Raw genomic sequence first — 12,812 nt, forward strand, 5'->3', positions numbered from 1 at the left:
ACAGGGATCTGCCGCCGGGCCGATCTGGCCGAGAATGCTGCCGGGTCGACGCGGCCGAAAATGCTGCCGGGCTCTCCGGCCGAACACAGGGATTTAATGAGAAACGTGGTGTGGACAGGTACCTGGGTCGCGGAGCGGCTCGGCGTCGAACTCGTCGGTGACGAGAAGCTGAGCGAGCTGCTGGGGCTTGCCCTGCGGCGCAACCCCAAGCGCGCGCATCTGCTGGTGTCGAACGTGCTGGGCAAGCACGTACCGCAGAGCCCGCGCACGGTGTGGCAGTCCGGGTACGAACTGGGCCACCGAGTGCGCGAACTGCTCGGCGAGGCAGGGGCGCGCCGGGCCGTGGTGCTCGGATACGCGGAGACGGCGACGGGCCTCGGCCACTCGGTCGCGGACGGCCTGGGCCTCGCGCCCTATCTGCACTCGACGCGGCGCCCCGTCGACGGAGTCGAGCGGGCGGGCGGCTTCGAGGAGTCCCACTCGCACGCCACCTCGCATCTACTGCTGCCGGAGAAGCCCGGGCTGCTCGCTGGAGACGGGGCGCTGGTCCTCGTGGACGACGAGTTCTCCACGGGCAACACCGTGCTCAACACGATCCGCGCGCTGCACGAGCGCTACCCGCGCGAGCACTATGTGATCGTCGCGCTCGTCGACATGCGCTCCCCGGCCGACCAGGGCCGCCTCGATGCCTTCGCCCTGGAGATCGGCGCCCGCGTGGACCTGGTGGCGGCGGCCTCGGGGACGGTGTGGCTGCCCGACGGCGTACTGGAGAAGGGGCAGGCCCTGGTCGCCGAGCATGAGTCGGCCCCGGAACAGCTGGCGGCGTCGGCGGGGCCTCCGGCGCTTTCGGAACGTGGCACCGTCGCGCGCGTGGAGCTCGGCTGGCCGCAGGGCCTGCCCGACGGTGGCCGGCACGGCTTCACGCCCGAGCACCGGATACGCCTGGAGGGCGCCCTGCCCGCCATGGCCGGGCGGCTCGCGGACGCGCTGCCGGACGACGCGCGACGCGTACTCGTCCTCGGCTTCGAGGAGTTGATGTACGCGCCGCTGCGGCTCGGCGTCGCGCTGGAGGAGCTGACCGACGCCGAGGTCCGCTACTCCACCACGACCCGCTCCCCGGTCCTCGCCGTCGACGACCCCGGTTACGCGATCCGCAGCCGCCTCGTCTTCCCCGCCCACGACAATCCGGACGACGGTCCCGGCGAGCGGTACGCCTACAACGTCGCGGGCGGCGGATTCGACGCCGTCGTCGCCGTGGTCGACTCGGTCGCCGACACGCCCGAACTGCACGCCCCGGATGGCCTGTTGGCACGGCTCGCCGCACACACCCCGAGCGTGCTGCTCGCCGTCATCCCCTCGTACACACCGTCGTACGCCTCTGCCGCCACACTCTCGTACGCCTCCACCTCCACTCCGTCGTACGCCCCCACCCCGCAGCTGTCCGAAAGGTCCGCCATGCTGCCCGAGCCCCTTCGCGGCCCCGACTTCTCCTCGTATGCCCCTGACGAGGTCGGCTGGCTGCTCCAGGACCTCTCGGACGTGACGCTGGAGGCGCCGACGGAGGAGCGCGAGGAGGCGATCCAGAGCGGGGGCGCGCACTACGCGGAGTCGCTGCCGGTGGAGTACCAGCCGAGCGACCGGTACCAGGAGCTGTTCCGCGCCGCGCTGGACACCTCCGCCGCCCGCATCGCCCAGGCGGCGGGCGCCGTCACGGAGACCGTGCTCGCTGAACGGTCCCCGCGCCCCGTCCTCGTCTCGCTCGCCCGCGCCGGCACCCCCATCGGCATCCTGATGCGCCGCTGGGCCCAGCACCGGCACGCGATCGACCTGCCGCACTACGCCGTCTCCATCGTGCGCGGGCGCGGAATCGACGCCAACGCGCTGCGCTGGCTCGCTGCCCACCATGACCCGGCCGATGTCGTCTTCGTGGACGGCTGGACCGGCAAGGGCGCCATCACCCGCGAACTCGCCCAGGCCATCGAGGAGTTCGAGGCCTCCGACGGCGTCACCGGCTTCGACCCGGAGATCGCGGTGCTCGCCGACCCCGGCTCCTGCGTCCGCACCTACGGCACCCGCGAGGACTTCCTCATTCCCTCCGCCTGCCTCAACTCCACGGTCTCCGGGCTCATTTCGCGTACGGTGCTCCGCGCCGACCTGGTCGGTCAGCACGACTACCACGGCGCGAAGTTCTACCGCGAACTCGCCGGCGCGGACGTCTCCGTCGACTTCCTGGACGCCATCTCTGACCGCTTCGACGAGGTCGGCGACGCCGTCGACACCCTGGTCAAGGAGCTCCTCTCCATGGACCGCAACCCAACCTGGGAGGGCTGGGCGGCAGTTGAGCGGATCAGCGAGGAGTACGGCATCCATGACGTGAACCTCGTCAAGCCCGGCGTCGGCGAGACGACCCGCGTACTGCTGCGCCGCGTCCCCTGGAAGATCCTCGCCCGCGCGGAAGCGGGCGCCGACCTCGACCACGTACGCCTGCTCGCCGAACAGCGCGGTGTACCCGTCGAGGAGGTCGCCGAACTCCCGTACACCTGCGTCGGGTTGATCCACCCCAAGTACACGCGCGGGGCGACCGGCGCCGACGGCAAGGCGGTGAGCGCCTGATGTCCTCGCCGAAGGTCCTTGTGGCCAGCGACCTCGACCGCACGCTCATCTACTCCGCCGCCGCACTCGCGCTGCCCCTGCCGGACGAGCGGGCGCCGCGGCTGCTGTGCGTCGAGGTGTACGAGAGCAAGCCGCTGTCCTACATGACCGAGACCGCTGCCGCACTGCTGGCCGAACTCGCCGAACTCGGTGACGAGGCCCTCTTCGTACCGACCACCACCCGTACGCGTCAGCAGTACCGCCGCATCCAACTCCCCGGCCCCGCCCCGAAGTTCGCGATCTGCGCCAATGGCGGCCACCTCCTCGTCGACGGCGCCTCGGACCCGGAGTGGCACGCCCAGGTCACCGAGCGACTGGCCGGTGAGTGCGCCCCGCTCGCTGAGGTACGGGACCATATGGCGGCCACCGCCGACCCCGCCTGGGTACGCAAGCACCGCGTCGCCGAGGATCTCTTCGCGTATGTCGTCGTCGAGCGCGAACTGCTCCCCGAGGACTGGGTCAAGGAGCTGGCCGTCTGGGCGGAGAACCGCGGCTGGACCGTCTCCCTCCAGGGCCGCAAGATCTACGCCGTACCGAAGCCGCTCACCAAGAGCGCCGCGATGCACGAGATCGCCCGCCGCACCGGAGCCGACCTCACCCTCGCAGCGGGCGACTCCCTCCTCGACGCCGACCTCCTCCTCGCCGCGGACCGCGGCTGGCGCCCGGGCCACGGCGAACTGGCCGACGTGGGCTGGACTGCCCCTGGGATCACCTCTCTTCCAGAGCGGGGTGTCGCCGCGGGTGAGCGGATTCTGCGGGAGTTCCTGCGGGAAGTGCGGTCGGCGCGGGAGGCTCGGTAGAGCCAGGGCTCTCCGTGGTGGCCGCGACGGACGATCCGACGGACGAGGCTATGGAGGCGGCTTCCCCATCCTTGGCGCGCCGTCGCCCGTCGCGCCCGCTCCGCCCCGGCCTGAAGAGCCGTACGCCCGCGAAAAGCAGCACCGCCAGTACCGCCGCGACCAGCACCACCTTCGAGTAGGCCGACACATAGCCGGTGACCTCCGTCCAGTTCTCGCCGAGCAGATAGCCGGCGAGGACGAAGATGGTGTTCCAGATCGCGCTGCCCAGCGTGGTCAGGCAGAGGAAGACGGGCAGGCGCATGCGCTCGACGCCCGCGGGCACGGATATCAGACTGCGGAAGATCGGGATCATCCGTCCGAAGAACACGGCCTTGGTTCCGTGCCGGACGAACCAGGCCTCCGTCTTCTCTATGTCCGCGACCTTCACCAGCGGCAGCCGAGCCGCGATGGCCACCGTACGGTCGCGCCCGAGCAGCGCCCCCACTCCGTACAGCGCGAGCGCGCCTATGACGGAACCGGCCGTCGTCCACAGCAGCGCCGCGAACAGGTTCATCTGTCCGGTGCTCGCCGCGAACCCCGCGAGCGGCAGGATGACCTCGCTCGGCAGGGGCGGAAAGAGGTTTTCCAGGGCAATGGCGATGCCCGCGCCCGGCGCCCCGAGCGTGTCCATGAGGTTGTTGATCCACTGTGGCGCGCCGCTGTCCGCCGCGACGCCGGCTGCGATGGCTGTCATGCCACACACGCTAGAAAATCGAAGCTGAAGAGACCCTGAGGACGGGCTGCGAGAGGGGAGTGCGGCTGCGTGGAGCAGCGACTCCTCCGCGCCTGAATGGCGCCCGGAAGCCGCCGGGGTCAGCCGCAGCAACCGCTGGGGTCAGCCGCAGCAACCCCCGCCGCAGCACCCTCCGCCGCTCGTCTTGGGGGCGGCCGGTGCGGTCGCGGGTGCCGTGGCTGAGCCGCCGACGGCGACTGTCGACAGCAGCTTTACCGTGTCGTCGTGGCCGGCGGGGCAGGCCGCGGGGGCCGATGACTCGGCCATGGGGCGGCTCTTTTCGAAGGTGTCGCCGCAGGTCCGGCAGCGGTATTCGTAGCGAGGCATACGGACAGATTAGCGGGCGGCAAGCGCGGGGAGGGGCCGCGCGCTTCCGCGTACTTCCCGTGCGCTTCAGGCCGAGTGGCCCCGCTCCTCGCGGATCTGGGTCACCACCCGGGACACCGTCCGCCGTACGGCCTCCGTCTCGGTCAGGAAGTGCCAGTAGTCGGGGTGCCGCCCCTCCAGGGTGGCGACGGCTCGCTCAAGGCGGGCCACCGAGTCGTCGAGGGGGCGGGCGTGACGCGGGTCGGGGGTGTGACGGCCTGCCATCGCCAGTCGCTGGGCGTCGCGGATCGCGAAGCGCGTGCGGTCGATCTCACGCTGGGGGTCCTTCTGGACCTCGTTCAGCCGCCGTAGGCGGTCGCCGGCTGCTGAGACGGCCTCGTCGGTCGTGTTCAGCAGCGCCCGCACCGTGGAAAGGAGCGCCGTCGCGTCCGCCCAGCGCTGTTCGTCGCGCGCGGTCTTGGCCTCCGTCAGCTTCGCTTCGGCCTGCCGTACGGTCTCGGCGGCCTGGTCCGGTACGTGCTGGAGGTCCTGCCAGCAGGCGGCCGTGAAGCGGCGGCGCAGCTCGCTCAGTACCGGATCCACCTGTCCGGAGCGGGTGGTCAGAGCCTGGGCGCGGGTACGTAGCGAGACGAGGCGGCGGTCGATCTCGGCGGCGCGTTCCGGCAGGCGCTCGGCCTCCGCGCGTACCGCTTCGGCGTCGCGGGCGACCCGGTCGGCGCGCTCCAGCGTCTCCGGGACGCCGTGCTGTCCGGCGCCTTGGTTGAGCTTGGTCAGTTCCGGGCCGAGGGCGGCGAGACGGGCGGCCAGGTCGTCGGCCTTGAGCCCTGAGCCTCGTACGGCATCCAGGGCGTTCGAGGCGGCGAGCAGGGCCTGGCGGGCGCGCTCGACGGCGGGGGCGAGTCGGGCCAGCTGGGTCTCGGCCTTGCCGAGCAGCGGGCCGAGCCCGTCGGTGAACCGGTCCAGCTCCTGCTTGACGCGGGACAGCTCGTCCTTCGCCTTGGTCAGCTCCGTACGCGCCCGGGCGGCGACGGAGGCTTCCAGGTCGTCGCGGTCGAGGTCGTGGGCGTCGACCGCGTTGATGTACGTATGGCTGACCTCGTCGATACGACGTCCCAGCGCGTCGAAGTCGGCGACCGCGCGCCGGGCTGCGGGGGAGTCGTCGACGGCCGTGATGGTCTCGATGGAGATGCGCAGATCGCGCTGCGCGGTGTCGAGTTCGTAGAACGCGGCAGCGGCGGCGTCCTTGGCCGCCTGCGCCTCGGCCCGCTGGCTTTCGGAACGGCCGCCGAACCACCGCCGCGTCCCGCCGCCGGTGAACGCGGCGGGGAGCGTGAGCGCGAGCAGCGGAAACGGGAGGAGAGCCAGGGTCAGCAGGTCACGGGCGGCGCCCCGGGGCCTCGTACCTCTGTCGGCCCTCCCGGACTTCCCGGCCCTCGTTGCCCTCAAATCGGCACGGTTGCGAGGTAGTTGCTGTGCCCATGGCACAAACGGCGTGTACGGCTGTGAAGGTGTCGCCGTCACATCCCTCTCCCGTGCTGTGGTCCACCCTGCCCGGTGTCATTCTCCCACCAGGTAGGGACGAACACACGGCCCGGTTAGTTCGCCGTACGCACCGTGACTTTCCCGTCCCGTGTCTCGGCGGACACCTCGTGCGCGCTGTGCTCGTCGCGGGGCACGGACACATCGACGCTTCCGTCGCCGGTCTTGGCCTTCACCCGGTACGTCGCCTCTGCGGGCAGCTCGATCGTGACGGAGCCGTCCTGGCTGCTCGAGGCGACCCGGTCCGGCACAGCGGCGAGGCCGAGCCGCACGGAACCGTCCTGCGTGTGCACGTCCACGCGCCGGGAGCCGACGTCGGTCGCGGTGACCGAACCGTCGCCGGTGTGCAGGGTCAGCGGCCCGCTGGAGTCCTCGACGCGCACGGAACCGTCGCCCGTGCGGACGTTCAGGGCCTCCTTGAAGCCGCTCGCCCGTATGCTGCCGTCCCCGTCCTTCACGGTGACCGCGATGCCGCGCGGCACCTCGATCCGGTGTTTGGCCGAGCAGCCGGTGACCATGCCCGAGCACTTCATCCGCAGCGTGAGCTTGTCGTCCTTCATCGCCCAGGTCACCTTGGGGTCGTCGCCGACGACGACCTTGCCCTGGAACCACCGGGTGACCTTCACCTCGTCGACATCGGCGGCGACGAGTTCGAGTGCGGAGTCGTCGGAGTCGACGGTCAGCGTCCGGCCCTCGAGCGCGAACGAACGGTTCTCGGGTTCCTTGTCGTCTCCCGCGTCGGCGCCGCACCCGGCGGCAAAGAGGGTGACGGCGGCGACGGCCGCGCTGGCCACGACTGCGGAACGGCGGATACGTACGGTCATGACGGGCTCCCCCTGGTGTCGGGCGCCCCGGCCGCGGACTTCGTGGACCTACGGCTGCTTGGGACGCTCTTCGACCGTACGGAGCGGGGGCCCTGGGCGGGATCCGGCCCACTCCCGGATCCCGGGTGGGGTAATCCCCCGCATCGCCCGGGACCGGGACCGGACCCGGTGGGTGCCCGATACGTGTTTGCCGGGCACTGCCCCTGGCAAGGTAGGCTGTCGACTCATCCCGGGTGCGTAGCTCAGGGGTAGAGCGCCTGCCTTACAAGCAGGATGTCGGCGGTTCGAAACCGTCCGCGCCCACGTGTATGACCAGCCAGGATGCCCCTCGGGCAGCCTGGCTGGTTCTTTGTGTGCCCGGTTCTGTATGTACGTCGTGTTGAAGGCGTCAGGCCTCTGCGCGGCCTCGTTGCGCGAGCTGCGCTTCCACGGCCTCAAGTCGCGCCAGAATCTCCGCGCAGTGGCTCTCAAGTTGCACCAGTCGTCGGCCAAGTTCGCCGGGCGGCATCAGCCCGTCCGCTTCGGGGCCGGGATCCAGGAAGTACGTATCCAAGTACTCGTCGTGAAGGTGTAGGCGTTCCGCGCGCCTGAGGTGGGCAATTGCTTCTCGCACCTCTGCTGGGGTCGCCCTGTACAGCTCTTGGAGTTCAGCTTCCGAAGGGAGGATGTCTCCGCACGTGTACCGGCCGTCCCTCAAGCCTTCCTTTACGTGTCGCATCAGGGCTAGGACGCTTGATGTCGATTCGTCGTCCGCAGTACGCCCCGGAAGCTGCACCGGCAGAACGTCCGGTGGCTTCGGGAACTTCCTTTCCGGCATGTCTGGTGGCCTTTCGTCCGTAGAAGCAACCGTCTCAAGCCGGAGTCTTTCGCGTACGCGCCCCAACGGCCACGCGTGTCAAGGACGTTGACCTGCCCCGCACGTGCCAGCACAATGAGCGCGCACCGCTTGAGAGCGCTCTCAAGCCCGGCGCGCCCCTGCACTCGACCGTCTCGATCCGTACGTTTCCCAGGGAGAACCATGACCGGCAGACAAACCCCGGCGTTCAGTCGTCGAACGCTCATCGGCGCCGGACTCGGTGTCGGAACCGCGGTGTTCGCCTCGGTCGGCTCCGGTGCGGCGCACGCCGCCGGAGACTTGGGTGGCGGGAGTGCGGCCGCCCGGCGTCGGGGGCACGCCTTTCTCGCCGCCGCCATGGACGCGTACCCAGAGCACGGGAGCATTCGCCTGACTCAGAGCTACGCCGACCAGGCGGGGCTGTTCAGCACGGCGTTCACGTACGACAACGCTCTTACGATCCTGGCTCATCTCGCGGTGGGTACCGGCGAAGGGCGGGCCAGAGCCGTGGTGCTCGGCGACGCGTTGCTCTATGCCCAGGCCCATGACCCGGCGTACGACGACGGTCGGCTGCGTCAGGCCTACAACGTCGGGCCGTACACCTTCTTCGACGGTTCGCCGCAGCCGGACGGCTTTGTGCGGGCGGACGGTACGGCCAACGTCGGCACGCAGTTTGGGTTCACGGGTACGGCGGTCGGCGACATGGCCTGGGCGGGCATCGCGCTGAGTGCTCTCGCCCGCCGGACCGGGGCGCGCCGTTTCCTCGACGGTGCGGTGCGGATCGGTGCGTGGATCGAGCGGAACGGTCGTACCGACGAACCTCTCGGCGGCTACAAATTCGGGGTCAACGGGGCCAACGAGAAGCTGCCGTTCACCTCGACCGAGCACAACACCGACCTGGTCTGCCTCTTCGGACGGCTCGCCCGGCTCACCGGGGACCGGGTGTGGCTGGAGCGGCGGGCGCGGGCCGAAGCCTTCGTCAAGAAGATGTGGGAGCCGTCCGGCGGCTTCTTCTACACCGGCACCAATGACGGCGTCACGGTCAACAAGTCCCCTATACCCGAGGACACCCAGACCTGGACCCATCTCGCCCTCGACTCCCGCAAGTACTCCCGCTCGCTGGACTGGGCCGCCGCCGAGCTGGCCGTCCTCGACCACGCCGACCGGCGGAACAGCACGGTGCCCGCGGGCCAGTCGTACGAGGGCGTCACCTTCAGCTCCGCGAGCCTTGCGGCGAACGAGGACGCCCCGATCGCCGAGTTCCAGCCCAAGCCCGACAGGAACGGCGTGTGGTTCGAGGGGACCGCCCACCTCGCGCTCGCCCTGCGGGACCGGCACGCCTCGGGTGACGAGGCGCGCGCCCGCCGGCTGATCGCCTCGATCGAACAGGCCCAGGACCTGCTCGGCACCGGCCAGACCGTCGGCGACAAGGCGCTGCCCGAACGCTCCGGAGTCGTCTCGGCGAGCAGCCCGCTCGACACCGGATTCGGCTTCGGCTACTACCCGTACCGGCACGCGGGGGCGACGGCCTGGTACCTGCTGGCGGCGACGCGTACGAATCCCTTGCGGGCCTGAACGCGTACGAACTCCCTGCGGGCCTGAAGGCGCAGCCGCTCGCCGCACCTCGACGACCCTTGCCTCACGAGGGCCTCCCGAAGGCCTCAGGAGGACGGCCCCTCCTCCTCCGACTCCCGTACGTGCTTCAAGCGCATCCTCGCGTCCACCCGCTCCGGACCCGTGACCTCGGCCCAGAAGCGGTGGCAGGTCACGAAGACAGCGAGTTCGCGTTCGCGCTGGCGGAGCTTCTCCACCTCGGCCTGTTCGTCGGCACTCCAGCCGGGCGAGGCGGGCAGCTCCACCTTGCGCCAGCCGTGGGCGTCGCTGATGCCCTCCATGGGCTCGACCGACCAGGGGAGCCGCTTCAGCAGGGCCAGCAGCTCGGCCCGGACCTGATGCAGCTCCTCCTGACCGGCCAGGAGGTCACTCGGAAAGTCATAGGTCTCAGCCACGCGCCAATGCTACGCCTGTTCGAATTTGGGATGCGAGTTCCTTGGGGGACTTCACACGTACGGGTGCGGTCGGGTGCGACTCCCTGCCGCCCGAAGACTGAGCGGCGGCGCGCCGCGCGCCGTGGGATCGTGGGTTCCATGGCCATCGAGGTTCGCCCGGCGTCGGTCTTCGAGGACGTACGTGCTGTGGTCGGGCCCAAGTCGCCCACGGCTACCGTCTGTTGGTGTTTGAGCTATCGGATCCCGTCCAAGCTCAACAACGAGCTTCGAGGGCCGGCCCGCGGTGAGTACGTCGCCGAGTTGTGCCGCGCCGATCCGCCTCCGGGTGTGCTCGCCTACGACGGTGACGAACCGGTCGGCTGGGCCGCCGTGGCACCGCGCGCGGACACGTCCTTCGCGCGCAACCGCAAGATCCCGCACGTCGACGACCTGCCGGTCTGGTCGCTGTGGTGCATCCGCGTACGCCCCGGTCATCGGAAGCAGGGGATCTCGCACGCCCTCATCGCCGGCGCGGTCGAGTTCGCGCGCGCCCACGGAGCGCCGGCGATCGAGGCGTACCCGCTCGACAACGGTGAAGCCAAGGTCGACCTGACGATGGCGTACGCCGGAATCCGCAAGAACTTCGAACGCGCCGGGTTCGTCCACGCCGCCGACACCACCTCCGTGCTGGCCGGCCATCCACGGATCCTGATGCGGCTCGACCTGCGCTGACGCGTTCCCGACCCCTTTGGAGAACCACCCACGGAAGGACCCGACACATGACCGTCAGCAGCGTGGACAAGGACCTCGACCACCTGACCCTCACCCTGATCGCCGACTTCTCCGCACCCGTGGAGCGGGTGTGGCAGCTGTGGGCCGACCCGCGGCAGCTGGAGCGCTGGTGGGGACCGCCGACCTATCCGGCGACCGTGGAGCAGCACGACCTGAGCCCCGGCGGGGACGTCAGCTACTTCATGACCAGCCCGGAGGGCGAGCGGCACCACGGCTGGTGGCGCGTCACCTCGGTCGACTCGCCTACGTCCCTGGAGTTCACCGACGGCTTCGCCGACCAGGAAGGCAAGCCGATCCCCGACCAGCCGACCAGCAATATGCGGGTGCGGCTCACCGAGCGCGAGGGCGGCACCCGGATGGAGATGCGCTCGACCTTCGACTCCCGGGAACAGATGGAGCAGTTGGTGAACATGGGCATGGTCGAGGGTCTGCGGGAGGCGGTCGGCCAGATGGACGGCATCCTCGCCGGTTGACGATGGCTCTTTCGTCGGTTGACGGCGGCTCGTCGGTCGACGGCGGCTCGTCGGTTGTCGGCGGGCCGTCGGTTGTCGGGCCGATTCCGTCGTAAGTCAGGAGCAGCAGTCCTTGCCGGGTCCGCAGCCGCACGCACCGGCTTCCGCCTCGGCGTCCGCGGCGGCCTCGGTTGGGTGCGCCGCCGCGGTGACGGGGGCAGCGCAGCAGCCCTTGCCCTGCCAGGCGTCGCGGCCTTCCCTGACCGCGATGGCGGCGATGACGAGGGCCGCGATCGGGTCCGCCCAGGACCAGCCGAGCGTGGCGTTGAGGACCAGGCCGAGCAGGAGGACGGCGGAGAGGTAGGTGCACAGCAGGGTCTGCTTGGAGTCGGCGACCGCGCTGGCGGAACCCAGTTCGCGGCCCGCGCGGCGCTGGGCGGCCGACAGGAAGGGCATGACCGCCAGGGACAGGGCGGCGATCACGATGCCGGGTATGGAGCGTTCCGCCTCACCGGTGCCGACCAGTGCGCGGACGGCGTCGATGGTGACGTAGAGGGCGAGGGCGAAGAAGGAGACGGCGATGATCCGCAGGGTCGTCCGCTCCCGCGCTTCGCGCAGGGCGTGGTCGCGGGGGGAGAACTGCCAGGCGACGGCGGCCGCGGAAGAGACCTCGATGACCGAGTCGAGGCCGAAACCGATGAGCGCGGTGGAGGAAGCGAGGGTGCCGGCGGTGAGGGCGGCGATCGCCTCGATCACGTTGTAGATGATCGTCGCCGCGACCAGGAACCGTATGCGCTTCGCCAGCGCGTCACGGCGGGTCGGGGTCGGGCCGAGGGATATCGCGGTCATCTCAGCAGCAGTCCTTCGCCTCTGCGTCCGGGCAGCTACGGTCGGTCTCCACGGCGACGACGGCGGTGCGCAGGTCGTCGAGCGCGTGGCCGAGACGTTCGTCGGCGAGTTCATAGCGAGCGCGGCGGCCTTCGGGGACGGCGACGACCAGTCCGCAGTCGCGCAGACAGGTCAGATGGTTCGACAGGCGCGTACGGGAGATGCCCAGGGCCTCGGCGAGCTCGGACGGGTAGGCGGGAGCATCGCGCAGCGCCAGCAGGAGGCGACAGCGGATCGGGTCGGCGAGCGCGCGGCCGAAGCGGGCCAGCACCTCGATGTCGGAAGCAAGAGCAACGTTCAGCACACTCACGAACGTACAGGAAATCCTGGATTCAGCAAATCGTGGACAGTTAGCCAAGGGCTGTGGCTGTGCCTGCTGTTACTCATGTCGTGCGGGCTTCGGAAAAAATCTCCGGACAGATGTCGATTCCGCCGTCGCCCGCTCGACGCAGAGGTGAGAGGCGGGGAGAAGCCCCGCCCTCATCGCCAAGGCGACCAAGACAACCGAGGAGTCACCATGCCGCGTTTCATGACGCTGGTTCGTATCGAGGAGAACGACGTTCCCGCCGGAGGGCTGGGCCCGGACTTCGAGGAGCGTATGGGTGCGCTGCTCGAGGAGATCACCAAGGCCGGGGTCATGCTGGACACCGCCGGCCTTCACCCGACCTCCGACGGCACCCGGATCACCTGGACCGGCGGCAAGTTCAGCCAGGTCGACGGCCCGTTCACCGAGACCAAGGAAGTGATCGGCGGCTACTCCATCACTCAGTGCAAGGACAAGGCCGAGGCCATGGAGTGGGCCAAGCGCTTCCTCGAGATCCACCCGCCGGAGTTCACGCTCACGGTCGAGGTCCGCGAGATCGCCGAGGGCTGAGCGACTCGAGCCGGTAGCGGCAGTACGCCTCCACAGGCGTACTGCCGCTACCGCCCCCACGACCCCCGG

14 protein-coding genes and 1 tRNA gene are annotated in these 12,812 nt (G+C 70.1%); 7 read left to right on the top strand and 8 right to left on the bottom strand.

Features of this window, described 5'->3' with window-relative positions; all coding sequences use genetic code 11:
- Nucleotides 1-96: 96 nt before the first annotated feature.
- Both ACQEVY_RS33400 and ACQEVY_RS33405 read left to right on the top strand, forming a co-directional pair.
- Entirely contained in the window at nucleotides 97-2,613 is a 2,517-nt protein-coding gene (locus ACQEVY_RS33400; protein ID WP_432953100.1) for a phosphoribosyltransferase, read from the top strand.
- Entirely contained in the window at nucleotides 2,613-3,452 is an 840-nt protein-coding gene (locus ACQEVY_RS33405; protein WP_432953101.1) for an HAD family hydrolase, read from the top strand. Before ACQEVY_RS33400 ends, ACQEVY_RS33405 begins: the two co-directional genes overlap by 1 nt.
- Here the strand turns inward: ACQEVY_RS33405 and ACQEVY_RS33410 are convergent.
- The 4 genes from ACQEVY_RS33410 to ACQEVY_RS33425 all read right to left on the bottom strand — a co-directional run bounded on the left by ACQEVY_RS33410 (nucleotide 3,361) and on the right by ACQEVY_RS33425 (nucleotide 6,914).
- Entirely contained in the window at nucleotides 3,361-4,185 is an 825-nt protein-coding gene (locus tag ACQEVY_RS33410) for a DedA family protein (RefSeq protein ID WP_432953102.1), read from the bottom strand. The genes ACQEVY_RS33405 and ACQEVY_RS33410 overlap by 92 nt on opposite strands.
- A gap of 141 nt (nucleotides 4,186-4,326) precedes the next feature.
- The gene (locus tag ACQEVY_RS33415) at nucleotides 4,327-4,551 is read right to left on the bottom strand and encodes an FmdB family zinc ribbon protein (RefSeq protein ID WP_432953103.1); all 225 of its coding nucleotides are present in this window, start codon (nucleotides 4,549-4,551) and stop codon (nucleotides 4,327-4,329) included.
- Between the two features lie 66 nt (nucleotides 4,552-4,617).
- A complete protein-coding gene (locus ACQEVY_RS33420) occupies nucleotides 4,618-6,072 on the bottom strand; it encodes a hypothetical protein (protein WP_432953104.1) in 1,455 nt (484 codons plus the stop codon).
- Between the two features lie 74 nt (nucleotides 6,073-6,146).
- Nucleotides 6,147-6,914 (bottom strand): DUF4097 family beta strand repeat-containing protein, encoded by a 768-nt coding sequence (locus tag ACQEVY_RS33425; RefSeq protein ID WP_432953105.1) that lies wholly within the window; start codon nucleotides 6,912-6,914, stop codon nucleotides 6,147-6,149.
- 231 nt (nucleotides 6,915-7,145) lie between these two features.
- On the opposite strand from ACQEVY_RS33425, the gene ACQEVY_RS33430 reads away from it, so the two are divergent.
- Nucleotides 7,146-7,217: transfer RNA gene (locus ACQEVY_RS33430), tRNA-Val, on the top strand.
- A gap of 85 nt (nucleotides 7,218-7,302) precedes the next feature.
- Here the strand turns inward: ACQEVY_RS33430 and ACQEVY_RS33435 are convergent.
- Nucleotides 7,303-7,731: a GntR family transcriptional regulator gene (locus ACQEVY_RS33435; RefSeq protein WP_432953106.1), complete on the bottom strand. Its 429-nt coding sequence runs from the start codon at nucleotides 7,729-7,731 to the stop codon at nucleotides 7,303-7,305.
- A gap of 201 nt (nucleotides 7,732-7,932) precedes the next feature.
- Between ACQEVY_RS33435 and ACQEVY_RS33440 the strand changes: the two genes are divergently transcribed.
- Complete coding sequence (locus ACQEVY_RS33440) at nucleotides 7,933-9,324, top strand: Tat pathway signal sequence domain protein (protein ID WP_432953107.1); 1,392 nt, start codon at nucleotides 7,933-7,935, stop codon at nucleotides 9,322-9,324.
- Nucleotides 9,325-9,410: 86 nt separating this feature from the next.
- Here the strand turns inward: ACQEVY_RS33440 and ACQEVY_RS33445 are convergent, their stop codons facing one another.
- Nucleotides 9,411-9,758 (bottom strand): hypothetical protein, encoded by a 348-nt coding sequence (locus tag ACQEVY_RS33445; RefSeq protein ID WP_432953108.1) that lies wholly within the window; start codon nucleotides 9,756-9,758, stop codon nucleotides 9,411-9,413.
- Nucleotides 9,759-9,896: 138 nt separating this feature from the next.
- Between ACQEVY_RS33445 and ACQEVY_RS33450 the strand changes: the two genes are divergently transcribed.
- On the top strand, nucleotides 9,897-10,469 hold the full coding sequence (locus ACQEVY_RS33450; protein ID WP_432953109.1) for a GNAT family N-acetyltransferase: 573 nt from the start codon (nucleotides 9,897-9,899) through the stop codon (nucleotides 10,467-10,469).
- Between the two features lie 47 nt (nucleotides 10,470-10,516).
- Entirely contained in the window at nucleotides 10,517-11,002 is a 486-nt protein-coding gene (locus ACQEVY_RS33455; RefSeq protein WP_432953110.1) for an SRPBCC family protein, read from the top strand.
- 96 nt (nucleotides 11,003-11,098) lie between these two features.
- On the opposite strand, the gene ACQEVY_RS33460 is transcribed toward ACQEVY_RS33455, so the two are convergent.
- Both ACQEVY_RS33460 and ACQEVY_RS33465 read right to left on the bottom strand, forming a co-directional pair.
- A complete protein-coding gene (locus tag ACQEVY_RS33460) occupies nucleotides 11,099-11,830 on the bottom strand; it encodes a cation transporter (RefSeq protein ID WP_432953111.1) in 732 nt (243 codons plus the stop codon).
- A 1-nt stretch (nucleotide 11,831) separates the two neighbouring features.
- Nucleotides 11,832-12,170, bottom strand: coding sequence for an ArsR/SmtB family transcription factor (locus ACQEVY_RS33465; protein ID WP_432955528.1), 339 nt, complete (start codon nucleotides 12,168-12,170; stop codon nucleotides 11,832-11,834).
- A 216-nt stretch (nucleotides 12,171-12,386) separates the two neighbouring features.
- Here ACQEVY_RS33465 and ACQEVY_RS33470 point away from each other — a divergent pair, with 216 nt between their 5' ends.
- Nucleotides 12,387-12,743 carry a YciI family protein gene (locus tag ACQEVY_RS33470; protein ID WP_432953112.1) on the top strand — a complete coding sequence of 119 codons (357 nt, stop codon included), beginning with the start codon at nucleotides 12,387-12,389 and terminating at the stop codon, nucleotides 12,741-12,743.
- The last annotated feature ends 69 nt before the right edge of the window (nucleotides 12,744-12,812 follow it).

The sequence above is a fragment of the Streptomyces sp. CA-288835 genome, assembly GCF_050936385.1.
Lineage (GTDB): Bacteria > Actinomycetota > Actinomycetes > Streptomycetales > Streptomycetaceae > Streptomyces.

Coding starts and splice junctions, on each gene's coding strand:
- ACQEVY_RS33410 (WP_432953102.1), bottom strand. CDS start 4,185: ATGACAGCCATCGCAGCCGGCGTCGCGGCGGACAGCGGCGCGCCACAG.
- ACQEVY_RS33425 (WP_432953105.1), bottom strand. CDS start 6,914: ATGACCGTACGTATCCGCCGTTCCGCAGTCGTGGCCAGCGCGGCCGTC.
- ACQEVY_RS33440 (WP_432953107.1), top strand. CDS start 7,933: ATGACCGGCAGACAAACCCCGGCGTTCAGTCGTCGAACGCTCATCGGC.
- ACQEVY_RS33460 (WP_432953111.1), bottom strand. CDS start 11,830: ATGACCGCGATATCCCTCGGCCCGACCCCGACCCGCCGTGACGCGCTG.
- ACQEVY_RS33435 (WP_432953106.1), bottom strand. CDS start 7,731: ATGCCGGAAAGGAAGTTCCCGAAGCCACCGGACGTTCTGCCGGTGCAG.
- ACQEVY_RS33400 (WP_432953100.1), top strand. CDS start 97: ATGAGAAACGTGGTGTGGACAGGTACCTGGGTCGCGGAGCGGCTCGGC.
- ACQEVY_RS33450 (WP_432953109.1), top strand. CDS start 9,897: ATGGCCATCGAGGTTCGCCCGGCGTCGGTCTTCGAGGACGTACGTGCT.
- ACQEVY_RS33405 (WP_432953101.1), top strand. CDS start 2,613: ATGTCCTCGCCGAAGGTCCTTGTGGCCAGCGACCTCGACCGCACGCTC.
- ACQEVY_RS33470 (WP_432953112.1), top strand. CDS start 12,387: ATGCCGCGTTTCATGACGCTGGTTCGTATCGAGGAGAACGACGTTCCC.
- ACQEVY_RS33415 (WP_432953103.1), bottom strand. CDS start 4,551: ATGCCTCGCTACGAATACCGCTGCCGGACCTGCGGCGACACCTTCGAA.
- ACQEVY_RS33455 (WP_432953110.1), top strand. CDS start 10,517: ATGACCGTCAGCAGCGTGGACAAGGACCTCGACCACCTGACCCTCACC.